The organism is Pseudomonas retamae (assembly GCF_043496865.1).
Classification (GTDB): domain Bacteria; phylum Pseudomonadota; class Gammaproteobacteria; order Pseudomonadales; family Pseudomonadaceae; genus Aquipseudomonas; species Aquipseudomonas retamae.
On the sequence record NZ_JBIEIL010000006.1, the window covers coordinates 103,593 to 130,169 of the forward strand.

Here is a 26,577-nt window from a genome sequence, read left to right on the forward strand (position 1 = left end):
ATTCTGGCACTTGATCTTCCCGAAAGGAAATAAAATTGAATCCAAAGTAAGCACTAGCGCCAGCCAAAACATGAAGCAGAGAAGTATTACCGATCAAACAAAAGCAGCCTCACTGGAAACCAATCAAATACACACTACAGAAAATCATTACGCAATAAATGTAGCCAACAATATATTGTTCACATCCAGCTTTATCCTACTCGCAGTAAAACCGGCACCCGACATCAAAATCCGCGACAAAGGGATAATTGACAAGCTGCTTCTTGAAATTACCAGCGAACCCCCTTCAATTACTGCAACAACAAAAAAAGGTCGCTTCCTGCAACAATATCCACCTCACTTTGACCGGTAGACATTACTGCAGGCAACGACCTTTTCCGATGACCTCGCGCTTTAAAACTTACGACGCGGAACGCACGGCACCTCGCGACAGATTATTCGGTTGCAACTTGAACACATGAAACAACACCGTCAGTAGCACCAGAAACGCCGGCCCCACATACAGCGCCACGCGCGTGTCCGGAAAGTACGCCATCAGACCGACGACCAATACCAGAAACGCCAGCGCGAAGTACGAGCTGACCGGGTACAGCCACATCCTGTACTTGAGGCCGGCGCGTTCGCTGGCGCTCAGGCCTTTGCGGAATTTCAGCTGGGCCAGCAGGATCATCACCCAAGTCCAGATTGCACCGAAGGTCGCGATCGAGGTGACCCAGACGAAGACTTTTTCCGGTACCAGATAATTAAGCATTACACCCAGCAGCAATACCGCAATCGACAACAGCAGCGCACGACGTGGAACGCCATTGGCCGAGGTCTTGGCAAAACCGGCCGGGGCCTGGCCGTTCTGCGCCAGGCTATAGAGCATGCGCCCGGTGCTGAAGATGCCACCATTGCACGATGACAGCGCGGCGGTGATCACCACGAAGTTGATGATGCCTGCGGCGGTCTTGATGCCCAGCCGCTCAAACGTCATCACGAACGGGCTGCCCTGAGTGCCGATTTCATTCCACGGGTAGATCGACAGAATCACGAACAGCGCGCCGACGTAGAACAGCAGGATCCGCCAGAACACCGAGCCGATCGCATCGGGGATAGTCTTCTGCGGGTTCTTCGCTTCGCCGGCGGTGAGGCCGATCATCTCGACCCCGAGGTAGGCGAACATGACCATTTGCAGCGACATCAGCACACCGGTCACGCCGTTGGGCATGAAACCACCATGCGCCCACAGGTTGGAAATACCCAGCGCCACGCCATCGTTACCGAAGCCGAACGCGATGATGCCGACGCCGCCGATGACCATCGCGATGATCGTGACGATCTTGATCAGAGCGAACCAGAACTCGAACTCACCAAAGGCCTTGACCGCAATCAGGTTGATCGAGCCCATGCTGATCAGCGCCGCCAGCGCCCAGATCCAGCGCGGCACATCGGGAAACCAGATGCCCATGTAAACCGCCACTGCGGTGATTTCTGCCACGCAGGTCACCAGCCACAGGAACCAATAGTTCCAGCCGGTGAGGAAACCGGCCAGCGGGCCAAGATAGTCCTGGGCGTAGCGGCTGAACGAACCGGCCACCGGGTTGTGCACCGCCATCTCGCCAAGGGCGCGCATGATCACCAGGATCGCCAGACCGCCAAGAATGTAGGACAGCATGATCGCCGGGCCGGCCATTTCGATAGCCTTGGCCGAGCCAAGAAACAACCCGACGCCGATACAGGCACCAAGCGCCATCAGGCGGATATGCCGTTCGCCGAGTTCACGTTTGAGCGGACCGCCCTGAGCGGTATCGCCGTGCGGCAGAGGATTGCCAACTGGCATAGGGGTACAACCTCGTCTTGTTATTGGATAAGACCACCGGGTTTCGAAGCGTCGGCCGATAGGCCTTGGCTGGGCAGGAAACCGCGTCGGCTTCGTGGGCAGACGCGTCTTGCAGGGCAACCTGAAAGATCAGCGGGACGTCAGTATAAAAACCTCGAAGCAGGTCTTTTCACTCTATAAATCACTGGATTCAGCGAGAGTTCTCGCATTAAGTCGATAGACCGAGCCGATCAACTGGGTCACGTAGGAAAACTCGCCAATCTTTAGCAGCGTCGAGTATTGCACGGCATTGGTGCAGGGTCATGCCCGAATGTCACCAACATCTGTCGCCTGACCGCTCTATTGCGCCGCTCGGCACTGTTGTGGCGAGACAACCGTTACGTCTCGCTGTAACGCAGGGCAGCGCGGGCAAACTTCCTCGTCACAGCCATGAACACGTGATTCAGCGTTGTTCAGAAATCAGCAGCGCCCTGCCAGCGACATTTTCTTCGCCAGCGCCAACCACCGTCTAAGCTTCAGACAAGTCCGATCAATCTGCGTGTATGGATCAATCGACTATGGGCGCTTTGTGGCAAACCGATTCGAGTAAAACCGTGGTTCCGACTGAACGTATGGATCAAGCGCCTGTTCCTGAAAAACCCCGTCGCAACCGGCACGGGGGGAAGGCTTTCTGGTTATTGCTGCTGATCATCGCGATCGTAGTGGGGCTGGCTGCGTCCAGAGAAATGCGCACCTCGCGTTTCCAGGCACGCGAACTCAGCCAGTACGCGGCTTCGCTGACTTACACATTGGAGCCGGGGCCGAGCGAAGCGATTCGTTATCCGGGCAACGGACCATTCGACCTGCGTCTGGGGTACAGCTCGCTGGATGAATTCCTGCCGCGCTTGCTCAAGCGCAATTACGTCATTACCGAGCAAACACGTTTTTCGCCGGCATTGCTGAGCTACACCGACAAAGGCCTGTTCGTGCCCTATTCGGAAAAGATTCAGGCTGGCTTGTCGATCACCGATTGCCGCGCCGCGCCGCTGTACCGCTACAACTATCCGCAACAGCTGTATGCCGATTTCGCCGCCATTCCGCCGGTGGTGGTCAACAGCCTGTTGTTCATCGAAAACCGTTTTCTGCTCGACCCCAAGCAACCGCTGGCCAACCCCGCCGTGGACTGGCCGCGTTTCGGCATGGCCGCGTGGTCGCAGATAGCGAAGCTGTTGCACCTGCCGGGGCAATCGGCCGGCGGCAGCACGCTGGCGACGCAACTGGAAAAGTACCGACACTCGCCGGAAGGTCTTACCGCATCCGGCGCGGAGAAACTGCGGCAGATGTTTTCCGCCAGCGTGCGCGCTTATCAAGACGGGCCGCAGACCCTGGGGGCACGGCAGAACATCGTGCGCGACTACCTCAACAGTGTGCCGCTGTCGGCGGTGCCGGGGCATGGCGAGGTGCATGGCATGGCCGAAGGCTTGCGGGTCTGGTATGGCAGTGATTTCGCCAAGGCCAACGAGCAACTGAACAGCCCGGCCACCGACCCGCAGACCATGGCCGGCAAAGGCCTGGCCCTGCGCGAAATGCTCTCGTTGATGATCGCCCAGCGCCGCCCGTCGTATTACCTGACCAAGGGCCGCGAAGATCTCGCCAGCCTCACCGACAGTCATCTGCGCCTGCTCAAACAGAACGGCGTGATCGACAACGCGCTCGCCGATGCCGCGCTGGCGAGCACCGTGTCGTACCGCGACTGGCAAACCCAACCGACGATCCAGCCGATCGAAACCAACAAGGGCATCAGTGCCGCCCGCAGCCGTCTGGCGAGCATGCTCGATCGGCCGCTCTACGACCTCGACCGCCTCGACCTCTCCGCCACCAGCACCCTGCAGGGCGACCTGCAGACCCAGGCCACGGCGTACCTGAAAAAACTCGCCGACCCAGCCTATGCCGCCGAAATCGGCCTGCTCGGCGAACGCCTGCTGACGCCAACCAGCACCACGCAAGTGCGCTACAGCTTCACTTTGTTCGAACTGACCGCGGACGGCTCACGGGTACGGGTGCAGACCGACAGCACTGATCAACCCTTCGACATCAACGAAGGCAGCAAACTGGAGCTGGGCTCGACCGCAAAAATGCGCGTGCTGACCACCTACCTGCAAATCATCGCCGAGCTGCACGACAAGTACGGCGCGATGAGCGCGACCGAGCTGAAGAAAGTCGAGGTGCCCGATCAGGACCGGCTGAGCCGCTGGGTCATCGATTACCTGATGCAGAACAAGGACCACGATCTGTCGAAACTGCTCGCCGCCGCACTGGACCGCAAATATTCGGCGAGCCCCGGCGAGGCGTTTTTCACCGGTGGCGGTTTGCATACGTTTCACAACTTTCGCAAAGAGGACAACGGCCGCCTGCCGACCCTGCGCGATTCTCTTCGCGAATCGATCAACCTGCCGTTCATTCGGTTGATGCGCGACATCGTCCGTTACACCACCTATTCCGGGCCGAACGCTGAATTGCTCAAGGATGATCGTGACCCGCGTCGTCAGGAATATCTGGCCAGTTTTGCCGATCGCGAAGGCACTTCATTCCTGCTCAAGTTCTGGAAGAAGTACCGGAACAAGGACACCCAGGCGCGTCTCGACACGTTTCTCGACAGCATGCGCCCGACACCGATCCGCATGGCCGCCGTGCATCGCTACCTGCTGCCCGAGGCCAGTCAGGAAGATTTCAACCGCTTCGTGCGCTCGCACCTCAAGGGCACCAAACTCAATGAAAAACTGACCGACGACCGCTTGATCCGCCTCTACGATGCCTATGGCCCCGGCAGTTACGACCTGCCCGACCAGGGCTTCATCGCTAAAGTGCATCCACTGGATTTGTGGATGATCGGCTACCTGCTGCACCACCCGGACGCGACATTCAGCGAGATCGTCAAGGCCAGCCATTTCGAGCGCCAGGAAGTCTACAGCTGGTTGTTCAAGAGCCGGCACAAGGGCGCGCGCGACAGCCGCATCCGCACCATGCTGGAAATCGAAGCGTTCCTCGATATTCACCAGCGCTGGCAAAAAGTCGGCTACCCGTTCGATCACCTGGTGCCGTCGCTGGCCACCGCCATCGGCAGTTCCGGCGACCGCCCCGCCGCGCTCGCCGAGTTGATCGGGACCATCCTCAACGACGGTGTACGCATGCCGACGCTGCGCATCGACAGCCTGCATTTCGCCGCCGGCACGCCTTACGAAACCAAAGTGGTCAACGACCCGCACGTCGGCAAGCGGGTGATGCCCGTGGAAGTCGCCCGCGCCATGCGCGAGGCGCTGTCGCAAGTGGTCGATGCCGGTACGGCAAAACGTGTTTCCGGCAGTTTCAAACTCGCCGATGGCACGCCGCTGGCCATGGGTGGCAAGACCGGTACCGGCGACAACCGCATTGCGGCCATCGGCTCGGGCGGGCGGATCATCAGTTCGAAGTCGATCAACCGCACCGCGACCTTCGTGTTCTACATCGGTGACCACCATTTCGGCACCCTCACCGCCTTCGTTCCCGGGCGCTCGGCGGAGAACTTCAAATTCACCTCGGCCCTGCCCACACAGGTGCTCAAGGGCATGGCGCCGATTCTGACGCCGTACCTTCAACCAGGCAGCGACTCGCAATGCCAGCCGCCACAGATCGCGAGCGTGGCCCTTGACGACACGCCGCGTCCTGCAGCGAGGTAAACAATCGTGTCGGGAGTATCTCCATCGGGGTGAGGTTTTTCCCCGACGGCGGGTGGTACTCCGGTATTTTTCAGATTCGAATTTTCGTCGCATCTGCCCGACCGGGCGCCCTTTGCCACCTGATCTTTGAACTTTTGTTTTGTCCCGCCGTGGGTAGGCTGATCACTCCTCAACAATCAAGGATGATTGGCCATGTCTCCCGCTCCCCTGCCTGCCGAACAACCAGACAAAGGCCGGCACTACGAATTCATCAAGTCTGCCGTCAACGACAGCTTCAAAAACGCGACCGTCAGCCGCGCCCGCGCCTTGACCAACGTATCCCTGGAGCCCCAGCCCTGGTACACCTCCGCACCCGCCGCCTACCTGAAAAAACTTGCCGCCGCCAATCTAAAAGCGTGGAACTCGCAGAACCGGGTCGATCATCTGCTGGCGAAAACCGACCTGTATGCCTTCGCCGAACCGCTGCTCAAGGCAAGGATCAAGGCCGTTCATGGCATCGAACCGGACGTGAAAACCACGTATCTGCGCCTTTATCTGCCTGCAGAAACGCCCTGGTACGCAATCAATCTGTCCGAGGGCATCGTCACCCGAACGGTGTCGCTGCTCGATGCCGCACTGCACAACTTCGCCAGCAGCGAAACAGCCGGGCCTGACTCGGATTACATCAGCCAGCCCGATGCACGGGGTCTGTTCGATGTCTTGCCGATCAAAAGCGCGATGCCCATCAGCGACTTTCAAAAACTGTGTCGCGATCTGGACCTCGGCGCGCAATACAAAAAGCATCTGGAAAGCTACCTGCTGCCCGGCGAACCGCTGGCCGAAAGCGTTCTGCAATACAAGGTCAGCCAGAGTCAGCAGGATGCCCTCGGGGCCGCTGCGCAACTGGCGCTGATCAAGGACGACATTGCCTACGACGCGTACAAGATGATCCTCAGCCTGAGCGAAAACAAACCGCTGCTGATGCTCAACGGTCGCTCGCTGGCGTACGCCGACCTGTCGCTGCTCGACACCGCGCTGACCGGGATCCTGCTGCTGCCCCACGCACAATCGGACAGCCGCGGCGTTCGTCGCCTGATCGTCTACATCCCGCACGACCCGGATCACCCGCTCAAGGAGTACACCTCGCTGAAAGCCTTTCGCGTGGAACTGACCCGGCAACTTCGCGAAGACCGCTTCAGCGAGGCGACGCAACAGACCTACCGGCAGTTCTTCAGCCAGTTCGTCGATCAGCAACAGCGCGGGCACTTTTTTGCTGAACTGGAACAACGCCTGTTCATCACCCGCTATCACCCGCCTGTCGGCACGACCGACCCACGCCCGGCGTGGCGCAAGGATGCCGTAGACAATCCCGACCTGCGGTTCAAGCGGCTGAGAGTGCACGGCGAATACTGGCGCCATGCCTATCAGCAAAAGCTCAACAAGATTCTCAACGACGCCCGGGAAATCGCCGTGTCCACCGCCGACGCCGACAGCAAGGCGCGCTGGGTCTGGTGGGACAACTTCAAGAAGATCCTCTCCGACATTTTCAACGTCGCCCTGTTGATCGCCACGCCATTTGTGCCGGGTCTTGGCGAGCTGATGATGGCCTACACCGCATATCAACTGACCACCGACGTCATCGAAGGCATTGTCGATCTCGCCGAGGGCCTCTGGCAGGAAGCCGGCGAGCATGTCATCAGCGTGGTGACCAATGTCATAGAACTGGCCGCGTTTGGCGCCGGAGCGCAAATCGCCGGGGCGTTCAAGGTCAAGCTGTCGCCGCTGGTTGATGGCATGAAGCCGGTGCGGTTACCGGATGGCAAGGCGTCGCTGTGGCATCCCGATCTTGGCCCCTACGAGCAAAAGAAACTGACGCTGGATGCGGCGTCAAAACCCGACCCGCAGGGCCTGCACGAGCATGGCGGCACGCGCATTCTGCCGCTGGACGGCAAGCTTTTCAGTGTCGAAAAAGCATCATCGCGTCCCGAAATCAAAAGCTACCGGGTCAAACATCCCGAGCGCGCCAATGCCTACAAACCGCTGCTGGAACACAACGAGCACGGTGCCTGGCGGCATGAGGCCGAAGATCCTGCAGACTGGCACGACAGCGCGTTGATGCCGCGCCTGGGTCACCGTGCCGAGCGTTTTACGCCCACGCAACTGGAGCAGATCCGCATCAGCAGCGGCACCGGCCACGATCACTTGCGCCGGATGCACAGCGAGAGCAGCCCGCCGCCGCCATTGCTGACCGACAGTCTGACGCGTTTTGCAGCCTACGATGATGCGCAACTCGCCAGTGCCAACATCCGCGCTGGCAAGCCGATCGCGGCCGAGTCGGACTGGTTCGAACCGATCGCCACCAGCCTGCCGGGCTGGCCATACGAGCGAGCGTTGAAAGTGCAGTACGAACACCTCGACGGCTACTCGCGCCAATACGGCAACCCGAGCGCCAGCGCCGCCGACACCCTGAGCATCAGCCAGTCCGAGCTTAATGCCGGATTGTTGCCGGAACGGCTGCTGAGCTTTCTCGACGAGGGTCAGATACGCACACTGTTGGGCCGAGAAGTGCCTGCAGCCGAGCGGGTGCAAGCGCTGCGTGATGTGCTGGCCGATGCCGTCGACAAACGTCGCAGCGATGTGTCCAGGCGCCTCTATCAAGCGGCCGACCGCACCGGCGAGCCCGATCTGCAGGTGGTCCGCAAGACCTTCCCCGAGCTGCCACTGCCGCTGGGCGAAAAGCTGCTCGATCAGGCCAGCGCCAGCGAACGGCAGCGCACCCTCAACGAACAGCGCTTGCCGCTGCGTCTGAAGAATCAGGCGCGGGAGCTGGATTTCGAAGCCAGAACCAGCCGTGCCTACGAAGGGTTCTACCGTGACGATCAATTGAGCGCCGACAGCGAACGCCTCGCGCTCGGCACGCTGCGGCTGCACACCGACGCCTTTGCCGACCTGCGCATCGAGGTCCGCGACGGCACCTTTGACGGGCCCTTGCGTTGCAGCGTCGGAGCCGAGGATGCCGGCACGACCCGACGCCTCGTCAGAGACGAACATGGGCGTTACGAAGTGCTCGACGCCGACAGCCGGTCGCTGCATGCCGCGGACGAGTTCCATGAGGCAATATTGCGCGCCCTGCCTGACGAAACACGGGCGAACGTCGGCTACCGACGCGGTCAGGGCGCTGCGTTGAAAGTCTGGCTGATGGAGTTGGCGGCTGCGCCTGCCGAGCGTCGCACGGTCCTCGCCGAACCGCCGATTCGCCCGGTGGCGAGCCTCGAAACCGAAACCCTGGTGCGTGGCTGGCCGAGGTTCATGCGGCGCTCGACAGCCGAGGAAAGAATCCGCGACCTGTATCCGGCTATGTCGGAAAGAGAAGCCATCACCTTCGTTGAAGCATTGGCGCGCCGGGGCGAGCCGCAGGAAGCCATCGCACGGCTGGAGCAGGAGCGCGACGACCTGCAAACCGAATTGGCCGCCTGGCGTGACAGTTATCCCGCCGGGGAAGACGCCGAAGCGGGATCCAGGTACTTGTCCTCGGATTATCTGTACGAAGGCGGCGCGTTCGTCCTGGATCGCCTGACCGAATGCTTCGAGCGCCGCGGCGAAATCTTTGGCGAGCGTAGTGCCCATCCTGACCAAGGCTATACGCTCGATTTGTCTTCGGAACTGATGGGCCATGATGTGGAGCGCTGGTGGCGTGACCTGCTCAAACGGCCAAAAATGAAGCCATACATCGATAACATCACCGCGCTCAGGCTGGACAGGGCGCGCCTTTCGCCAGATCCGAGTGCGTTGCTGATCAGCTTTCCCAAGCTGCGCCAACTGAGCGCACGGCAGTGTCAATTGCAGTCACTGCCGGACAGTCTCGGCGTGATGCGCCCGTTGCAGGCTCTGGATCTGGCCGATAACAACATCAAACTGACGAGCGAGTCGCAGCAACAGCTTGGCAAGCTCACGCAATTGCGCACGTTGAATCTGAACGGCAATCCACTGGACCTGCCTCCGGATGTCGGCGCGATGGACCACTTGACCGAATTGAGCCTGGCCAACACCCGTATCGAGGCCTGGCCCGAGGGTCTGTTCCGGGTTGGCGCCGTGGACAAGCAACGACCGCAAAGCTTCATGCTGGACATGCGCGGCACGCGCGTCAGGACGTTGCCCGAGGTCACGTCCGGCTCTGCGCAGGCGCGCCTCCTCAGTCGCGCGCGCTTCGACACGTCGCGCCTGAGCAACGAAGATCATGCGCGGCTTGGCCGCTATCGCGAGTCTGTCGGCCTGGCGCTGGTGCAGGATTATTTCCCCGCTGCCGACGACGAGCTCAGCTACTGGCGTTCGCTTCCCCAACAACCGGACCTGTTCAGCCCGTCAGCCGCCATGCTCAAGTACCGCGAAGAGTCCTGGCACGACTTGATGGCAGAACCCGATTCCGGCGGTTTTTTCAGTGTGATTCGCAAGCTGCGGGAAAGCACTGATTACCGTACCGACGCCGGCCGCAGCCGATTGACGCAACGGGTCTGGGAAATGGTCGATGCGCTGGCGGTGGACGCGAGACTGCGCGAAACGCTGTTCCGACAGATCGCGACGCCCGACGACTGCAGCGCTTTCGGTGCACAGCTGTTCAATTCGCTGGGAATGAAGGTGCGGGTGTCCAAGGCCTATGGCGACTCGACATCGCCCGCCATTCTGGAAGACACACTGGTGCGCCTGGCCCGTGGTGCCTCGCGATTGAACAGAGTCGCCGACGAAGCCGCTTTCGAATGCCAGGCGCAAACGTTGTTGAATCTTGAGGACCCCGGCAATCCCGCACCGGACGAAGTCGCCGTGCACATGGCGTTCGAAACGGGGCTGGCTCAGCGCTTGCAACTGCCCTGGCAATCGGAAGGCATGCCTTATCAGGCACGCTCGGCTGTGACCCAGGAGAAGCTCGACTTGGCTTTTGCCATGATCACCCAGGCTGAGCAGGCCGATGGACTGGTCAACGCCATGCTCGATTTGTATCCCGACAATTTCTGGAAGGACTTTTTGCAAAACACCTACCCGGACCAGTACGCGAGCAACGCTGCTGTATTCGATCCCAAGGTGGCCCTGCTCGACGAATTGCGCGAGGCCAAGGCTGAATGGGCCAACCCGCACGAACAGACCAATGTGCACACGCTCACCCGCAGGATCGAACGCCTGGCAGAGCAGTTGAACATTGCCGATGCGCCAGATCTGTTTGACGACGCGCCAATGAGCGTCGCTCGTTACGAAGCGCTGTTGAACGGCATCGGTCATCAGCGCAACGAACTGTCGCGAAAGCTGACCCGCGAAGCGCTGGCCAGAGCCGGCCTCTGACCGCGGTTGTTGTACCCGGCCTGCCTGTGCAGGCCGGGCGGGCGGCTTAATCGACCTCCGAATCCCAGATCACAGCGACGTTGCCTTGGTAGGGACGGCCTTTGGCGTTGTCGATCAGCCAGTCAGTCCAGTCCTTGCTTATTTCGAAGTGCAGCGTGCCGGGGCGACGATCGACATAAAAACCCGGTTGAAACACGGGGCTGGTTTCACGGCTCAACGGGTAACGTCTGACCGCTTGACCGGCACTATCGGTCAAACCGTTGGGCAAGCTGACGCTGACATCGACGCCTCCAGCGAAACCGGATTCACGATCAACAATGGCGCAGCCCGAGCCCACGCCCAGTTCATGTTCGCACTCCAGCCGCATCGTGAATTTCGACGAGGCGGACAAATGGAACGTCTGATCGCGGTAAAGCCGTACTGGCTTGCGCCCGCTGTCCAGCCAACTGCGCCAGCCGCCCTGGGGCTCCAGCACAATGTGGTTACCGCCGGGCGGGATGTCGACCTTCAGGGTGTGCTGCACGTCGAGCACAAAATCCAGCGTCAGGCTGGGATCCTCCGCCCGCATCAGCGGCCCCATGTCAAAATCTGCGCCGGGCCCGAGCGTGTAAGTCAGTGAGCCGACATAGCGACCGGAGGCCATGCCCAGTGGATTGGGCGTGAGCATTTCATAGGCGAAATCCAGCGTGTCGAACGACAATCCGGGAATGTGATAGGCCGGGACCTTGGCACACATGGACTGGAAAGGAGTCTTCCAGAAAAACCGGAAGGTTTCCGGGCCATGTTCGGCTCTGCCGCTGTAAGTGCACGGCCCCGGTACGCCGTTCACCCAACTGTTCGTCGTCCACAGACGGCCATGGGCTTCAAGCGGTGTGCTGCCACCGGCCAGGCGCATGGCCGGGTGGCTAAGGACATAGTTGGAGCCAAGGCCGATGATGCGCACCGCGAGCATTTCCTTGGCCTGTGTCTGGGTGTTGGTCACGGTCACATTGCGCCAGGCAGCGGGCGCTTTGACACCGACCCAGTCGCCGATGCTAACGTAGCGGGTTGAAGTGAAACGCGCCGGTACGCGAATGCTGAACATGCGGAAGTTCGCGCACTCGGCCGGATAGGTCACGCAATAGCCGCTGTTCGGCGTCTGGTTGACGAAGGCGTTCTTGGTGGGCTTCGACGAATCAGGCTGGAACAGTGCACGGATCTCCTGATTCATCGCCTGTGCCTCGGGGATGCTCGCCATCAACAAAAGACCCAGCGCCAAGGTGATTTTTTTCATGGTTGTATTCGCCTGAAACTCACGGTGCTGTCTCCCCGGCCGGTGCCGCAGCACTGAACATCAGCAGCACATTGCCGTGGTAGTCGCCGGAGCGGTAACCGCCGGCGGGTTCGATCGGTTCGATCTTCAGCGCCACGCGTTTGCCACTGGCGGCCTCTTCTCTGGAGACCACTTGCCGGGGAACGGGCTGAGCACTCAGCTCCACATTGTTGAACGTGACTCGCAGCATGATCGCTTCATTGGGTCGGCCATTTTCCAGATACGGTTCAAATAACAGACGCGCATCGATGGCGCTGCTGTCGTGGCGCACATCGAAGTTTTTCTCCAGGCTGCCGAGGGTTGCCTTGGGATAGTCCCACCACAATTGCTGCGGCCGATGAATCCAGTCCGGCTCGGCCGGGATGACATAGAACGGCCGGTTGGGAACGGTCAGCGACACTTCGAAGGTGTGCTCTTCCCGGGCCGCCCACGCCAGTGCGCCGGTCAGCCCGGTAGCGGCCATCAGCGCGGCGGCGGTGCATTGCTTGATCATGTTGAGTACCCGATGCGTCAATGAAAGCGGACCTAGCGACTGGCGATCTTCATGGCCTTTTTCTCGGCCCCTTCGATCAGAAAGAAGCGGTATTCGCGGCCCTTTTCCTTGTCGAAAGCGAAGGTCTTGCCGGCCAGAACGTGGTGTTTGGTGGTCGCGCCGCAATCGGTGTCCTGGGTCAGCGAACAGCTCTTGAACTCGTCGATGATGATCACCGTGTTGCCGTTGTTGCGCAGTTCGTAGCGGCTGGCGCTGTCATCGACCACGGTGTCGAACCGCGCATCCTTGGGCCGTACGAAGAAGATCGTGCCGAACCCGGTCATCACGTTGACTCCGGCCGACAGTGAATTTTTATAGTCTTCGCGCTCTTCGTTGCTGACCACGAACTCGTCTTCCTTTTCCGGCACCACCGGCACGAAACGCACGCGGAAATAACGCTCGCGATCGCGCTCGCCCATGTACAACAGGCGCGTGCCCTGCATGCCCTGTGCGGGCACGATCAACCGCGCCGGGCTGGCCATCAGGCCGTTGCGCGAGGCGCCGTCGGCGGCGTTCTCGATGGCAATTTCCTGCGAAGTGCCGTCAGCCGCGTAAATGATCTCCAGCACGTTGACCTTGACGAACGCGGTGGCATCGCCGCTGTTGAACACGCGCTTGAGGTAGGTGCTTTTATCGGCGTCGAGATAGTCGTAGACGGTGCCGACATTGATCTGCGGGCCCGCCTCGGCGGTCAGGCAGAACAGGCTGAGCACGCCCAGCAGAAAAGCACGGTTCATGTTTGAGAACTCCTGAACGATTGGGAAAACGCGGACCGAAAGGCTCATGCTTCCGAATCCCAGATAATGGTGACGTTGCCGCGCAGGCGGTCGTTGAGGTCACGCTGTTTAAGGAGAAAATCGATGTCGAAACGGCTCATATCGAAATGAATCGCGCCGGGCTTGCGATCGATGTAAAGGCCAGGCTGGAACGGGCCGATCCACTCGTTGAAACGCAGCGGGAGACGCTTGGCCGTATTGCCTCCAGCATGCGTAATGCCCGGTGGCAAAGTCATGGATACCTGGACGTTGGTCGTGTTGCCTTTCGGGCTGCCCAGCCTGCAGGTATTACCGCCGTGCGAATTGCACAACAGCATCACCTTGAATCGCGACGATGCCGAAATGTGGAACGGCTGATCGCGAAAAATCCTGTTCGGCTTGTTCCCACTCTCGATCCACGGCCGCCAGCCGCCTTCGGGTTCAAGGCTGACGTTGTTGCCACCGGGCGGCAGATCGATCTTGAGGGTGTGCTGTACGTCGAGGACGAAGTCCAGGGTCAGGCTGCTGTCGTCGGGTTGAAACCCGCCCCCAATGTCGAAATCGCCGCCCCCGCCAACGCTATAGATCATCGAGCCGGTGTACAGCCCAGAGGACATTCCCAACGGATTGGGAGTACGCAGTTCATAAGCGAAGTCGAGCGTGTCGAAATAGATAGACGGAATGGCGTACATCGTCTTCTTCGTGCAGTAACCCTCTGCCGGTGCTTTCCAGAAAAAACGATAGGTAGCAGGGGTGTAAGCGCCGACACCGCTGTACTGACAGGGTGAGGGTGCGTATACCCAACTGCTGCTTTCCCAGAGTCGTTGATGGCCCTCCAATGGGTCGCTCACACCGACCAGTTCATGCGCCGGATCACTCAAGAAATAATTGGAGCCAATACCCGTGATGCGCATTTCAACGATCTCCACTTCCTGCGTATCCGCATTGGTGACCGTCAGCCGCCTCCAGTTGGCAGGAACCTTCAAGCCAACCCCCCAATTGGGTTTGATCGGGCCGTTGGAAGTGAAGCGAATTGGCAGTTGAATACTGAATGTGGCGTTTTCCGCGCATTGCTCCGGATAGTTCGCGCAGTAACCGCTGTTCGGTGTTTGGTTGATAAACACGTTTTTGCTCGGCTGCGAGGAATCCGGGCGAAACGTCGCACGAATTTCCTGGCTGGCGGCCTGTGCGGTGGACATGACAAAGCCCAGCGACAAGCCCAAAGCGCCTGCGATTCTTTTCATACCTTTCAACCTGCCTTCTGTTCAGTGGTCGTAACATCCGCCAGGGTGTCCGGCGTGCAGCGCAAATCACCGATCATCAGCACGTCGTTTTCGCTGCGATGGCGGTTGGCATCGAGACGGAACTGGCACAGCAACTGGTTGCCCTGGCGCACTTCCAGGGTTGGCGAGCCGGCGTTCATTTCCATCGAAAAGAACCCGTCGACTTCGGTCACGCCACGGCTGGCGTGGTTGATGACGTGGTGGCCCTTGAGCGGCTGGCCCTGCGCATCGACCAGCCGGCCAAGCACCGTGAAGGTTTTCATCACGCGGACCTTGCGGTATTCCACGCCGCCCTTGTTCAAGTGATAACGGGTGCGCGCCGGTTCGATGGTCGCGGCCGGCACGTTGTTGCCTTCGAAATCGAAGCTCACCGAACTGTTCTGGTACGCCGTGATCGGAATGAAATTGCGCCCCGGCTTCAGCGCCGCGCCGCCACCGCTGTAGTCGTCGGCACGCAGGACGATGTCGTCGATGTCCGATTCGACGTCGACGATCAGCCCGGCGCCGCGCACTTCGCTCTGGCTGGTCATGAGCATCTGCTCACCGCCGATCACCAGCGTGCTGTCGACGTTGAGGCCGCCGGTGTAATTGCCGTTGTACGAGGAGCGCTGGACAAACGCGTCGCCATTGACCGCGTCGGTGCGGAAATTGGTCAGGCCGGACATGCCCAGGCCATAGGTATCGGTGAGCGCGGTGACCGACACGCTTTGCAGCACGTGATCCTTGAAATCCTTGCGCCAGCCGAGCGAAGCATTGTTGTCGCGCTGACCATCGCGGGCGGTGCGTGAGCCGATGCTACCGGTGATCTGCTGGCCGGGCGCACCGAGCGCGATGTTGACGCTCAGGTCGACGCCACGATTGCGCGCATCGCCACTGCTGTAGCTGCCCGGCCGGTCGAAAATTGACAAGCGCCAACTGGCGTCACTGCCCAGCAGCGTGGTGCGCTGGGTCCAGCCGAGATCGACCCCCAGGCCTTCGACATTGCCTTCGCTATGCGCGACCCGGGCGTTGACCGAGTTCTTGCTGTTGACCCGATGATTGAGTGCCAGCGAGGAGTTGCTGGTCTGGCCGACGAACACATTGCGCGGGCGAATACGCGTGCCATCGGGCAACGTGTCGTAGGTATTGGTGGTATCGAGCCAGCTGCGGTTGTGACTGACAACAATGCTGCCGGCACCGTAGTTGTAAAGGCTCTGCAGGTCGAGCCCGGTGCCGTAATCCTCGGTCTTGTAGACGTTGGCGTAGAGGCTGACGTGATTGGCCAGCGTCCAGTCGATGGAGGTGCCGTACTGCAGCTTTTCGCGAATCTGCCGCGCCGAGGCGCCAAGAATGACCCGCGGGTGCAGCAGGTAGTTGACCGCTGCCCCGGCCGTCGGACTGCCGCTTGACTGGGTTTCCCAGTTGCTGAGCAGTTTGCTTTCTTCGCCGGCGAACAGGTTGTAGCGCCAGCGCTCGTCGAGGTTGCGCCAGTTGCTGGGCTTGTACACCAGCTCCTGGGTGGTGGAGGTGATCTGGCCGTCTTCGATCAGCCGTACCTCCACTTCATAAATCCCGCCGGGCAGCGGCCGCGTATCGAGAGTTTGCAAGCCAGCCGGCACCGATTGGGTATTGATCAGCAGACCATCACGCCAGATCTCCACCGAGCCTTGGCGGTTGGCGGTGACGTAGATCGGATAGACGCTGGGCATCGGGCTGTTGATGGCCAGGCTGTCGGAGCTGCCATACATGACGCCGACAGCGGTGTCAGGGCTGGTGCCGAACGTACGCGGTTGGCGCGTCAGCCCTTCGGAATTGGGGGTGAAGTAGCCCAGGCGGAAAAAACTGCCTTGCAGTTCGCGCTGGGTGTGCAGCTCATGGACAGCGTGATAAAGCTTGTCGTCCGGGCCGCCGAGACGGGCCATTTGCAGGTTGAGGGTCTGGCTCCAGTTGCCCAGGCTCGCGCTGGCTTCGAGGCCGAAACGCCCACCGAGATCCTGTTCCTGACCACCGTTGAGGTTGAGCTGATTGCGCACCATCAAGCCGCTGCTGCCGCCGCTGGGTTGCTCGTAATATCGTTTGGCGGAGACGTCGCGCTCGGCGTTTTCGGTGACGATCGAAACCAGCGAACTTTCCAGGTTGTAATGCACCGCCAGAAACTGATCCGGGCAGGACCCGCTGCACGCGCCCAAGGGCACGCCGGGCTTGAGGTAACTGGCCCACTTCTCCCGCTCGGCCGGGCCGAAACGGTTTTCACTGGTGTCGGTGAATTCGAGGAGCGTGATGCGATCATCGCGGGACAACACCACCATGGCTTCGCCCAGCGGCTGTTGGTCGACTTCGACCCGCACCGCCAGCGGCACATCAAAGAAGTGCTCCTCGAAATCCGCCGGCAAACCCTTGGCCTGCGCCAACAGACTGCGTGGCGTGGTTCCGGCGGTGTTGGATGCGACGGCTGCGCTGGCACAAAACAACAGCGCAAGCGCCGCCGCGATGGGAGTCATCGGGAACATGAACGCGTACTCGGGTAACAAACAAATGGAAGTCCGCCAGGGCAGATAAAGCGTCTGCCCCGACGGTCAAGCGTCAACATGAACGTTGGGCTTGGGTGCCTGATCGATCGATCAAGTGAGCGGTTATGGCGTCACGGCGTCGAAGATCATTGCCACCGAACCGGTGTAATCGCCCGGCTGGAAGTTGCTGCCCACGGCGCTGATGTTCAGCGGTGCGCGGAAGTTGACGTCGGACTCGGCTTCACCCACAACTACTTGCGGGGTCAGGTTCAGTTCCTTGTTGTTGAACATCACACGCAGATCGATAGAGGTGTTGCCGGAAACCAGTTTCGGCAGGCTTTCGAGGCTGGCGTGCACCGAACCGTTGTTGTTGCGCACGTCGAAGAAACCGTTGACGTCGCGCATCTTGCCGGTGCTTGGCTGGTAGCTCATGTCCTGGTCCTTGTTGACCAGATCAGGGTCGGTCGGCACGACATAGAAACCGTTGGTCGGCACATGCGCGACAAGGCTGATCGAGTGCGACGCTTCACCGGCAGCGAATGCGCCAGTGGAGGTCATTGCCAGAAGAGCCAGTGGAGCGGCGATTGCGAGTTTCTTGAACATCGTTATGTACCTGTTTGCTTGATAGGGGGATGAACATTGAAAGTTCAAGCAGACACTGCCCGAGTCGTCGCCCGAGTTGAGCCAGATCAACTTGAACTTTCAATGTGGGCGCATCATCGGCTGTCGACTCTGGAAAGTAAGCAGGCAACTTCCGACAACCTCGTAGTTAAACAACCCTATGACATGCAAGAAAAAACAGCTAAATAGCCATATTCGAAACAGTAACTGTAAGCGATGCCCTACAGACAGTTTTAGTTAAAAAACCATACAGCAACTTTGCCCCGCCACGGCAGTAACTTCGCAACTTTTAGAACTTATACTCTACAGCAACTAGAGCGATGACTTTAACCTTGAGGTCATTGCTTGTGGATTCGCCATGAGCATTCCCGGGCTTGCATTTCCCTGGCCCCTGCCGCTCGTCAGCCGCGCACACCGAGCGGAAAAAACGTCTTGCGCGGCGCTTAAGATATATCTTAAGTTGTATCTAAACACGACGAGAGAAGACAGAAATGAGAGACCATCATTCCCCCCACCGCGAACACGGTGACCCCCGCGACGGTTTCGACCGCCGCCCCGGCCGCGAACGCGGTGGTCGCGGCCCGCGGGTATTCGCCCCCGGTGACCTGAAATTGCTGCTGCTGGCGCTGGTCGCCGAGCAGCCCTGCCACGGCTACGACCTGATCCGCCAGATCGAAAGCATGTTCGACGGCGCCTACAGCCCGAGCCCCGGCGTGATCTATCCGACCCTGACCTTTCTCGAAGAAAGCGAACTGATCAGCGGCGATGCCGAGGGCGGCAAGAAACGCTACAGCGTCACCGACGCCGGTCGTGTCTCGCTTGAGGAACAAGCGGTGGCGCTGGATGGCGTGCGCATGCGCATCGACGTCAGCAAACGCTCGTTGCGCGGCCATGACCGGCCGCCTGAAATCCACGAGGCGGTGCACAACCTGCGCCACGCTCTGCAAATGCACCACGGACGCTGGAGCGCAGAAGAAATCCTGCGCGTGCGCGACCTGCTCAACAACACCGCCAAAGCCATCGTCGACGGCCCCGCCGCTCGACCTGCCCCGGAGACTGCCGAATGACCGCCGTCGATACCCAGACCATTCACCGCGTCATGCATGAAATCAAACGCCGCAAGCTGCAAGTATTGCGCGTGGTCGACCTGACGCCGCGCATGCGCCGCATCACCCTAGGCGGGCCGGAGCTGGCGGGTTTCATCAGCCTGGGCACGGACGATCACGTCAAATTGCTGTTCCCGCAGAACGCCGAGCAAGCGGCTGCGCTGGAGACGATGGTGCTTGGCGCCGGCAAGGACGACGGCCCCAAACCGGAAATGCGCGACTACACCCCGCGCCGCTATGATCTGGAAAAAATGGAGCTGGACATCGACTTCGTCCTGCACGGCGATGGCCCTGCCTCGACCTGGGCCGAGCAGGCGCAGCCCGGCCAGTTTCTGCACATCGGCGGCCCGCGTGGCTCGATGATCGTGCCGGACATGTTTGACAGCTACCTGCTGATCGGCGACGAAACCGCCCTGCCCGCCATCGCCCGCCGCCTCGAAGGCCTGGCGGCCAATCGCAAGGCGCTGGTGGTGGTCGAAGTGGAAAACGGCGCTGAACAGCAACGCCTGGAAAGCGCCGCGCAGGTCAATGTGATCTGGGTCTTGCGCGAGGGCGGCAAGGACAACCTGCTGACCACCGTCAAGCAACTGCAGGTGCCCAAGGGCAACCTGTATGCGTGGGTCGCGACGGAAACCAAAGTTTCACGGCAGATTCGCCGGGTGCTGCTCGATGAGCACGGGCTCGATGAGCAGTTCATCAAGGCTGCCGGCTACTGGCGCGCCGAGGGCGGCGACGAGGAATGATATTCCCCTGATTCACATCCCCTTGTGGGAGCGAGCCTGCTCGCGAAGGCGTCGGCACAGTCGACAACGTTGGTGACTGACACACCGCTTTCGCGAGCAGGCTCGCTCCCACACGGGTTGTCAACTTCGTGCGGGCCGTTTGCGGTCTACGCCGATGATCAACAGGCCAATCAGCACAAACCCCACCAATATCCCCCCGGCATTGATAAACACCTGTGGATAACCCAGCACCGCCACGTCAATGAATGGATACGCGTACGCGCCAAGCAGATGCCCGCGCAGCAAGGCGTAGATGAAGTACACCAGCGGATAGATCAGCCACAGCGGCAGATGCCACAGGCGCAACGTACCCTTGGGTACGCAGTACCACCAATAGCCAAGAAACAGCAGCGGCATGACATCGTGGAGCAATTCGTCAGCAACAAATTGCCAGCCCTCGGGATGCCACAAATGCCGCAGCAAAATGCTGTAAGCGAGGCCGACCACGGCGATGCTCACCGCCACCCCACTGCTCACCCACGGCTGCAATAACCAGCGCCGTGCTGCCGATTCACGCGGTGTGACGGCACAGGTCAGCACCGTCGCCACCAGCGTATTGGTCAATACCGTGAAGTAACTGAAAAAGCTCACCAGCCCACCGAGCAGGCTCGCTCCGACGCTCACACGGGCGAAGAAGATCAGGTACAGCTGAATAGCCAATCCGGCCCAGCCCAAAACAGCGGCGCAGGTGATCAGGCGCTGACGCCAGGTTGCGTCCATCTCAAAGCGGTCGCTTGGTGCGCATCAGCTTCACGTAAAGACGTTCGACCTTCTCCCGCGCCCACGGGGTTTTGCGCAGGAATGTCAGGCTCGACTTGATGCTCGGATCGCTTTTGAAGCAACGGATATCGATGCGCTCGGCCAGCCCCGACCATTCATAGTGGGTCACCAGTGCATTGAGAATCTGTTCAAGGGTCACGCCGTGCAGCGGATCAGTGGTGGGTTCGTTCATGCCAGGCCTTTGAGCGAAGTGAAAATGCGTAAAGCCGCGCACCTTAGCCGAGGGTGTGACCGGGCGAAAGGCCTCGCTGTAAATGTAGGTCAACCCGAGAACATCGCAGGCCGGCGAACGATCGACAATGCGCCCGTTTGCCGCACTGTTACCGAATCCGAAACGCTGCATGTCTGCAAAAGCCCTTTCTCAATTTGTTACAGATCATTATCCTGCCGCCCTTCCGCTGAATCGCTTCACTGCCTGCGTCATATTGAAGCGCCGAAATTGCACTCCCAAAACATTAGAAAAAGACTTTTCCATGGCTGATTTTTCCTTCTCCCGAGACAGCGCTATCTCCACCCTGCGCATCGTTGGCGGCTGCACCGCGCTGGGCCTCGCTGCCTGCGCGCAAGCGGCGCCCGCGTTCGACAGTGAATCACCGTACATGCTCGGTGACTGGAACGGCACGCGCACCGAACTTTCGGAAAAAGGCTACGACTTCAAACTCGATTACACCGGCGAAATGGGCAGCAACCTGCACGGCGGCTACGACCACGACCGCACCGCGCGCTACAGCGACCAGTTCGGCCTCGGCACGCACCTGGACCTGCAGAAGATCCTCGGTTGGGACGACGCCGAATTTCAGCTGACCATCACCAAGCGCAGCGGCAACAACATCAGCAACGACCGCATCAACGATCCACGGGTCGGTGGTTTCACTTCCGCTCAGGAAGTCTGGGGCCGTGGCCAGACCACCCGCCTGACGCAAATGTGGTATCAGCAGAAATTCTTCGATCAGAAGCTCGACATCAAGGTCGGCCGTTTTGGCGAGGGCGAAGACTTCAACAGCTTCCCCTGCGATTTCCAGAACCTGGCGTTCTGCGGCTCGCAGGTCGGCAACTGGGTCGGCGGCATCTGGTACAACTGGCCTGTCAGCCAATGGGCGCTGCGGGTCAAATACCACCTGACGCCAGAGTTGTACGCACAGGTCGGCGCCTACGAGCAGAACCCATCCAACCTCGATCGCGGCAACGGCTTCAAACTCAGCGGCAGCGGCACCCAAGGGGCGATCCTGCCGATCGAACTGGTGTGGACGCCGAAGCTCAACGGCCTGCCGGGCGAATACCGTGCCGGTTACTACTACAGCAACGCCAACGCTTCGGACGTTTACAAAGACCAGAACGACCGACCAGCGGCCCTCAGCGGCGCAGCCTATCGCAGTGCGTCGAGCAAACACGGCGTGTGGCTGGGCGTTCAGCAGCAGATCACCAGCGTGGCCAGCGATAACAGCCGCGGCCTGAGCGTGTTCGCCAACGCAACGATGCACGACAAGAAAACCAACGCCATCGACAACTACGTGCAGGCCGGCCTCACCTACAAAGGCCCGTTCGACGCGCGCGCCAGGGACGACATCGGTTTCGCCCTGGCCCGCGTGCATGTCAACCCGGCCTATCGCAAGAACGCCGAAGCGAGCAACCGCGCCAACGCCGTGTATGACTACGACGATCCGTCCTTTCTGCCGCCACAGGACACCGAATACAGCGCCGAGCTGTACTACGGCGTGCACGTGACGAACTGGCTGACCGTACGCCCGAACCTGCAATACATCCGCCACCCCGGTGGCGTGAACGACGTCGACGACGCCGTGATCGGTGGGATCAAGATCCAGTCCACGTTCTAAAAGATCACAGCTAACCCCATGTGGGAGCGAGCCTGCTCGCGAAGGCGGCGTACCCGCCGCTGCAGATGTTGCCTGACACACCGCTTTCGCGAGCAGGCTCGCTCCCACAGGTCATTCGTTAGCCGAACAAGTTTTTATCTGAACCATGCCTGCGCCAAATCGTCATCTAAAGTGACTACAGCGCGGGACTACATAAACGTCACGGAGAATCACATTATGAGCACCGAAAGTGCTTCGAGCCGGGGGCGGTTGCTACCCGCCCTGCTCGGCATCCTGCTTCTACTGATGGGCCTGGCCATGCTGGCCGGGGGAATCAAGCTGAGCACGCTGGGCGGCTCGCTGTATTACTTGCTGGCCGGTATCGGCATCGCCTTGAGCGGCATTCTGCTGCTGATGCGTCGTCGTGCGGCGCTGGGCCTGTACGCCATCGTTCTGTTCGCCAGCACCGTCTGGGCGCTGTGGGAAGTCGGTCTGGACTGGTGGCAACTGGTGCCGCGTCTGGCGCTGTGGTTTGTCCTCGGCTTCGTGATGCTGCTGCCGTGGTTCCGTCGGCCGTTGCTGCTCAACGGTCCGGCCAAAATGGGCACCGCTGGTCTGACCGTGGCCGTTGTTCTGGCTGGCGTCACCGCTGTGGCCAGCCTGTTTACCCATCCGGGCGAAACCTTCGGCGAACTGGGCCGCGAAACTGCGGGCACCACCAGCACCGCCCCGGCCATGCCGGACGGCGACTGGCAGGCCTACGGTCGCACCGAATTCGGTGACCGTTACTCGCCGCTCAAGCAGATCACCCCGGCCAACGTCGGCAAGCTGCAAGAAGCCTGGCGCATCCAGACCGGCGACCTGCCAACCAAGGATGACCCGGTCGAGCTGACCAACGAAAACACCCCGCTCAAAGCCAACGGCATGATCTACGCGTGCACCGCGCACAGCAAAGTGCTGGCTCTGGACCCGGACACCGGTAAAGAACTGTGGCGCTTCGACCCGCAGATCAAGAGCCCGGTCGGCTTCAAAGGCTTTGCGCACATGACCTGCCGTGGCGTTTCGTACTACGACGAAGCCGCTTACGCCAAGTCGGAAAACGCTGGCTCCGCGGTCATCTCCGCCGCCGGTCAGGCTGTTGCTCAAGCCTGCCCGCGTCGCCTGTACCTGCCAACCGCGGATGCCCGCCTGATCGCGTTGAACGCCGACACCGGCAAGATCTGCGAAGGCTTCGGCACCAACGGCGTGGTCGACCTGACCCAAGGCATCGGCCCGTTCACCGCCGGTGGCTACTACTCCACCTCGCCAGCGGCGATTACCCGTGATCTGGTGATCATGGGCGGTCACGTCACCGACAATGAGTCGACCAACGAGCCATCCGGCGTGATCCGCGCCTTTGACGTGCGCGACGGTCACCTCGTATGGAACTGGGACAGCGACAAGCCAGACGCCACCGAGCCTTTGGCCCCGGGCGAAACCTACAGCCGCAACTCGGCGAACATGTGGTCGCTGGCCAGTGTCGACGAAAAACTCGGCATGGTTTACCTGCCACTGGGCAACCAGACCCCGGACCAATGGGGCGGCAACCGCACCCCGGGTGCCGAGAAATTCAGCGCCGGCCTCGTCGCGCTGGACCTGGCCACCGGTAAAGTGCGCTGGAACTACCAGTTCACCCACCACGACCTGTGGGACATGGACGTCGGCAGCCAGCCAACCCTGCTCGACATGAAAACCGCCGAGGGCGTGAAACCGGCGCTGATCGCACCGACCAAACAGGGCAGCCTGTACGTCCTCGACCGTCGTGACGGCACGCCGATCATCCCGATCCAGGAAATCCCGGTACCGCAAGGCGCCGTCAAAGGCGACCACACCGCACCAACCCAGGCCCGTTCGGACCTCAACCTGCTGGCCCCGGAACTGAACGAAAAAGCCATGTGGGGCGCGACCCCGTTCGACCAGATGCTGTGCCGCATCCAGTTCAAGGAACTGCGTTACGAAGGCCAGTACACCCCGCCATCGGAACAGGGCAGCCTGATCTATCCGGGTAACGTCGGCGTGTTCAACTGGGGCGGTGTCTCGGTCGACCCGGTTCGCCAGATGCTGTTCACCAGCCCGAACTACATGGCCTTCGTGTCGAAAATGGTGCCGCGCGAGCAAGTCGAAGCCGGCAGCAAACGCGAAAGCGAAACCTCGGGCGTGCAGCCGAACACTGGCGCGCCTTACGCGGTAATCATGCACCCGTTCATGTCGCCACTCGGCGTACCGTGCCAGGCCCCGGCCTGGGGCTACGTCGCCGGCATCGACCTGACCACCGGCAAAGTCGTGTGGAAACGCAAGAACGGCACCAGCCGCGACAGCTCGCCGATCCCGATCGGCTTCACCCTCGGCGTGCCAAGCATGGGCGGCTCGATCGTCACCGCCGGCGGCGTCGGCTTCCTCAGCGGCACCCTCGACCAGTACCTGCGCGCGTACGACGTCAACTCCGGTAAAGAGTTGTGGAAATCGCGTCTGCCAGCCGGTGGTCAAGCGACCCCGATGACCTATACCGGCAAGGACGGCAAGCAATACGTCCTGCTGGTTGTCGGCGGTCACGGCTCGCTGGGTACGAAGATGGGTGACTACATCATTGCGTACAAACTGCCGGAATAAGCTTTAGCCGGTGGTAACAAAAAGGCGATGCCCCGCAACGGGCATCGCCTTTTTTTGTGCACGCCATTTCTGCATACACCTGAGGACCCTGTGGGAGCGAGCCTGCTCGCGAAGGCGTCAGCACATTCAACATCTACGGTGCCTGACACACCGCTTTCGCGAGCAGGCTCGCTCCCACAGGTTGATAAGCGTTTATCTGTGGGAAAGGTGCTCGTCCTACAGACGTTGAAAATTGCGCGGAGTTTTCCGACACATCGCGTCGGTTGTGCCTCGGAAATCTGCTGGATAGGCTCGTAGGGTCGCTGCAAATTCAGCGAACGGGCGTCGCGGCCCGAGCTGTTCATTCGATTTGATGCATAATCGCCAACCCCAACCGAAGCGCCCCGGTGCTCTCTGTCTGGTTTGATGGTGGCTGTGCGCGGGATACCTTCGGGTATGCCGAGATTGCCGAATGGCTCGGTCCGCGAACCCGCGTACAGCTGCCGCCCTCTGTCACGTCGCGGTGATTGAGAGTGACAGCCCCATTTATCATTCGGAGCTTCACAATGAAAAAACCGACCCCCAATCCGCCAGAAACCGATGACACCTCGCCATACGAATCCCCCGATTCCAAGAAATTCCACGAAGCCGCCGACCGCGCCCTCGACCACTACCTCAAACCCAACGCCCTGACCCTGCGCTTCCACAAACCCAGCACCATGTTCCAGGTCGCCCCCGAGCAGGACAGCGAAAGCCTGCTGGTCCACGCCTGCGAATCCCTGGCCCAGGCCAGCCTGATGACCAGCGACATCGCCGCGTACATCGACCTGCCGCAACGCCGCACGATCCTGGCGATCCAGCAGATCATCATGCTCGCCGAACTGGCGGTGAACCGCGTGCTGGATAACCACGAAATCCCGCAATCTCCAACACACAACTAATCCCGTGGCAGCGAACCTGCTCGCGAAAACGTCGGCCCATTCAGCCGTTGTGATGACTGACACACCGCTTTCGCGAGCAGGCCCACCCCGTAGCGGATCATCTCTGGGCCCTATATAACTCACCTTGTAAGACACAATCGCGAACAGGCATAAAACCTGTCAGATGTGACAGTTAACTGTTTATGCCGCTTCTTCCAGACTTCCTTCTCCAACCCAAGTCAGTCAAGGAAGCACACGTGAACACTTCAACAGAATCCCGAGCAGTCTTCACAGTCGGTTCACTGACCATTGATGTGAAAGGCACCCTTTTCGGTAAATATCTGGGCCTTACCCGCTATACCACGACCGCCTCATCGGTACATTTCAATCCGTTAGGGGGTTACGACTTTTTCTTCCGGGACAACGATGGCTTGTCGAGCGAACGAACCCTGTCCATCTCCCTTCGCGACCTGGAGGTTCCATCTCCGCCTCGCTACTCTGAAAGTGTCGTTACAGAACGGGGTATCTTGATTTATGACTATGCAATGGAGTCGTCTTCAACTATCGAGGTTACTAAACTCGATCCCGAACAAAGCCTCTACCGATACGCCTTCAACGATTTCAAACTGTCCGGCAAGGCAGTCCGCACGAATGACACACGTGAACTCACCTGTAACGGGTTCTTTCTGCTCCAGGAGCTGACGTGGCCTTTGTAATGAACTGGTCAG

General features: G+C 60.3%; 18 protein-coding genes. 9 read left to right on the forward strand and 9 right to left on the reverse strand.

Annotated features, from left to right (window positions below; all coding sequences use genetic code 11):
- Positions 1 to 10 precede the first annotated feature (10 nt).
- Complete coding sequence (locus ACGSLL_RS13870) at positions 11 to 352, forward strand: hypothetical protein (RefSeq protein ID WP_394506656.1); 342 nt, start codon at positions 11 to 13, stop codon at positions 350 to 352.
- A 48-nt stretch (positions 353 to 400) separates the two neighbouring features.
- Here ACGSLL_RS13870 and ACGSLL_RS13875 read toward each other — a convergent pair whose 3' ends face one another.
- The gene (locus ACGSLL_RS13875; protein WP_394506658.1) at positions 401 to 1,822 is read right to left on the reverse strand and encodes an amino acid permease; all 1,422 of its coding nucleotides are present in this window, start codon (positions 1,820 to 1,822) and stop codon (positions 401 to 403) included.
- Positions 1,823 to 2,379: 557 nt separating this feature from the next.
- On the opposite strand from ACGSLL_RS13875, the gene ACGSLL_RS13880 reads away from it, so the two are divergent.
- A complete protein-coding gene (locus ACGSLL_RS13880; RefSeq protein WP_394506660.1) occupies positions 2,380 to 5,517 on the forward strand; it encodes a transglycosylase domain-containing protein in 3,138 nt (1,045 codons plus the stop codon).
- 192 nt (positions 5,518 to 5,709) lie between these two features.
- Positions 5,710 to 10,827: a dermonecrotic toxin domain-containing protein gene (locus ACGSLL_RS13885; RefSeq protein ID WP_394506662.1), complete on the forward strand. Its 5,118-nt coding sequence runs from the start codon at positions 5,710 to 5,712 to the stop codon at positions 10,825 to 10,827.
- A gap of 46 nt (positions 10,828 to 10,873) precedes the next feature.
- Here ACGSLL_RS13885 and ACGSLL_RS13890 read toward each other — a convergent pair whose 3' ends face one another.
- The 6 genes from ACGSLL_RS13890 to ACGSLL_RS13915 all read right to left on the reverse strand — a co-directional run bounded on the left by ACGSLL_RS13890 (position 10,874) and on the right by ACGSLL_RS13915 (position 17,801).
- Positions 10,874 to 12,100, reverse strand: a complete 1,227-nt coding sequence (locus ACGSLL_RS13890; protein WP_394506664.1) for a hypothetical protein — start codon at positions 12,098 to 12,100, stop codon at positions 10,874 to 10,876.
- Between the two features lie 19 nt (positions 12,101 to 12,119).
- On the reverse strand, positions 12,120 to 12,632 hold the full coding sequence (locus ACGSLL_RS13895; RefSeq protein WP_394506666.1) for a CS1 type fimbrial major subunit: 513 nt from the start codon (positions 12,630 to 12,632) through the stop codon (positions 12,120 to 12,122).
- A gap of 32 nt (positions 12,633 to 12,664) precedes the next feature.
- Positions 12,665 to 13,408 (reverse strand): molecular chaperone, encoded by a 744-nt coding sequence (locus tag ACGSLL_RS13900; RefSeq protein ID WP_394506668.1) that lies wholly within the window; start codon positions 13,406 to 13,408, stop codon positions 12,665 to 12,667.
- Positions 13,409 to 13,452: 44 nt separating this feature from the next.
- Positions 13,453 to 14,670: a hypothetical protein gene (locus ACGSLL_RS13905; RefSeq protein ID WP_394506670.1), complete on the reverse strand. Its 1,218-nt coding sequence runs from the start codon at positions 14,668 to 14,670 to the stop codon at positions 13,453 to 13,455.
- 5 nt (positions 14,671 to 14,675) lie between these two features.
- A complete protein-coding gene (locus ACGSLL_RS13910) occupies positions 14,676 to 17,198 on the reverse strand; it encodes a CS1-pili formation C-terminal domain-containing protein (protein WP_394506672.1) in 2,523 nt (840 codons plus the stop codon).
- Between the two features lie 123 nt (positions 17,199 to 17,321).
- A complete protein-coding gene (locus ACGSLL_RS13915; protein ID WP_394506674.1) occupies positions 17,322 to 17,801 on the reverse strand; it encodes a CS1 type fimbrial major subunit in 480 nt (159 codons plus the stop codon).
- A gap of 509 nt (positions 17,802 to 18,310) precedes the next feature.
- On the opposite strand from ACGSLL_RS13915, the gene ACGSLL_RS13920 reads away from it, so the two are divergent.
- Both ACGSLL_RS13920 and ACGSLL_RS13925 read left to right on the forward strand, forming a co-directional pair.
- Positions 18,311 to 18,886, forward strand: coding sequence for a PadR family transcriptional regulator (locus ACGSLL_RS13920; protein WP_394506676.1), 576 nt, complete (start codon positions 18,311 to 18,313; stop codon positions 18,884 to 18,886).
- On the forward strand, positions 18,883 to 19,668 hold the full coding sequence (locus ACGSLL_RS13925) for a siderophore-interacting protein (protein WP_394506678.1): 786 nt from the start codon (positions 18,883 to 18,885) through the stop codon (positions 19,666 to 19,668). The genes ACGSLL_RS13920 and ACGSLL_RS13925 overlap by 4 nt, the downstream gene beginning before the upstream one ends.
- Before the next feature lie 120 nt (positions 19,669 to 19,788).
- Here the strand turns inward: ACGSLL_RS13925 and ACGSLL_RS13930 are convergent, their stop codons facing one another.
- Complete coding sequence (locus tag ACGSLL_RS13930) at positions 19,789 to 20,427, reverse strand: Pr6Pr family membrane protein (protein ID WP_394506680.1); 639 nt, start codon at positions 20,425 to 20,427, stop codon at positions 19,789 to 19,791.
- A 1-nt stretch (position 20,428) separates the two neighbouring features.
- Complete coding sequence (locus ACGSLL_RS13935) at positions 20,429 to 20,659, reverse strand: VF530 family protein (RefSeq protein ID WP_394506682.1); 231 nt, start codon at positions 20,657 to 20,659, stop codon at positions 20,429 to 20,431.
- Between the two features lie 301 nt (positions 20,660 to 20,960).
- On the opposite strand from ACGSLL_RS13935, the gene ACGSLL_RS13940 reads away from it, so the two are divergent.
- The 4 genes from ACGSLL_RS13940 to ACGSLL_RS13955 all read left to right on the forward strand — a co-directional run bounded on the left by ACGSLL_RS13940 (position 20,961) and on the right by ACGSLL_RS13955 (position 26,565).
- Positions 20,961 to 22,322: a carbohydrate porin gene (locus ACGSLL_RS13940; RefSeq protein WP_394506684.1), complete on the forward strand. Its 1,362-nt coding sequence runs from the start codon at positions 20,961 to 20,963 to the stop codon at positions 22,320 to 22,322.
- A 216-nt stretch (positions 22,323 to 22,538) separates the two neighbouring features.
- Complete coding sequence (locus ACGSLL_RS13945; protein ID WP_394506686.1) at positions 22,539 to 24,950, forward strand: glucose/quinate/shikimate family membrane-bound PQQ-dependent dehydrogenase; 2,412 nt, start codon at positions 22,539 to 22,541, stop codon at positions 24,948 to 24,950.
- 545 nt (positions 24,951 to 25,495) lie between these two features.
- Positions 25,496 to 25,870 carry a DUF6124 family protein gene (locus ACGSLL_RS13950; RefSeq protein ID WP_394506688.1) on the forward strand — a complete coding sequence of 125 codons (375 nt, stop codon included), beginning with the start codon at positions 25,496 to 25,498 and terminating at the stop codon, positions 25,868 to 25,870.
- A gap of 236 nt (positions 25,871 to 26,106) precedes the next feature.
- Entirely contained in the window at positions 26,107 to 26,565 is a 459-nt protein-coding gene (locus tag ACGSLL_RS13955) for a hypothetical protein (protein WP_394506690.1), read from the forward strand.
- Positions 26,566 to 26,577: the final 12 nt, after the last annotated feature.

Excerpts from the sequence above, each read along its gene's own strand:
- ACGSLL_RS13875 (WP_394506658.1), bottom strand. The coding sequence starts at position 1,822 with ATGCCAGTTGGCAATCCTCTGCCGCACGGCGATACCGCTCAGGGCGGT.
- ACGSLL_RS13880 (WP_394506660.1), top strand. The coding sequence starts at position 2,380 with ATGGGCGCTTTGTGGCAAACCGATTCGAGTAAAACCGTGGTTCCGACT.
- ACGSLL_RS13885 (WP_394506662.1), top strand. The coding sequence starts at position 5,710 with ATGTCTCCCGCTCCCCTGCCTGCCGAACAACCAGACAAAGGCCGGCAC.
- ACGSLL_RS13890 (WP_394506664.1), bottom strand. The coding sequence starts at position 12,100 with ATGAAAAAAATCACCTTGGCGCTGGGTCTTTTGTTGATGGCGAGCATC.
- ACGSLL_RS13895 (WP_394506666.1), bottom strand. The coding sequence starts at position 12,632 with ATGATCAAGCAATGCACCGCCGCCGCGCTGATGGCCGCTACCGGGCTG.
- ACGSLL_RS13900 (WP_394506668.1), bottom strand. The coding sequence starts at position 13,408 with ATGAACCGTGCTTTTCTGCTGGGCGTGCTCAGCCTGTTCTGCCTGACC.
- ACGSLL_RS13905 (WP_394506670.1), bottom strand. The coding sequence starts at position 14,670 with ATGAAAAGAATCGCAGGCGCTTTGGGCTTGTCGCTGGGCTTTGTCATG.
- ACGSLL_RS13910 (WP_394506672.1), bottom strand. The coding sequence starts at position 17,198 with ATGTTCCCGATGACTCCCATCGCGGCGGCGCTTGCGCTGTTGTTTTGT.
- ACGSLL_RS13915 (WP_394506674.1), bottom strand. The coding sequence starts at position 17,801 with ATGTTCAAGAAACTCGCAATCGCCGCTCCACTGGCTCTTCTGGCAATG.
- ACGSLL_RS13920 (WP_394506676.1), top strand. The coding sequence starts at position 18,311 with ATGAGAGACCATCATTCCCCCCACCGCGAACACGGTGACCCCCGCGAC.
- ACGSLL_RS13925 (WP_394506678.1), top strand. The coding sequence starts at position 18,883 with ATGACCGCCGTCGATACCCAGACCATTCACCGCGTCATGCATGAAATC.
- ACGSLL_RS13930 (WP_394506680.1), bottom strand. The coding sequence starts at position 20,427 with ATGGACGCAACCTGGCGTCAGCGCCTGATCACCTGCGCCGCTGTTTTG.
- ACGSLL_RS13935 (WP_394506682.1), bottom strand. The coding sequence starts at position 20,659 with ATGAACGAACCCACCACTGATCCGCTGCACGGCGTGACCCTTGAACAG.
- ACGSLL_RS13940 (WP_394506684.1), top strand. The coding sequence starts at position 20,961 with ATGGCTGATTTTTCCTTCTCCCGAGACAGCGCTATCTCCACCCTGCGC.
- ACGSLL_RS13945 (WP_394506686.1), top strand. The coding sequence starts at position 22,539 with ATGAGCACCGAAAGTGCTTCGAGCCGGGGGCGGTTGCTACCCGCCCTG.
- ACGSLL_RS13950 (WP_394506688.1), top strand. The coding sequence starts at position 25,496 with ATGAAAAAACCGACCCCCAATCCGCCAGAAACCGATGACACCTCGCCA.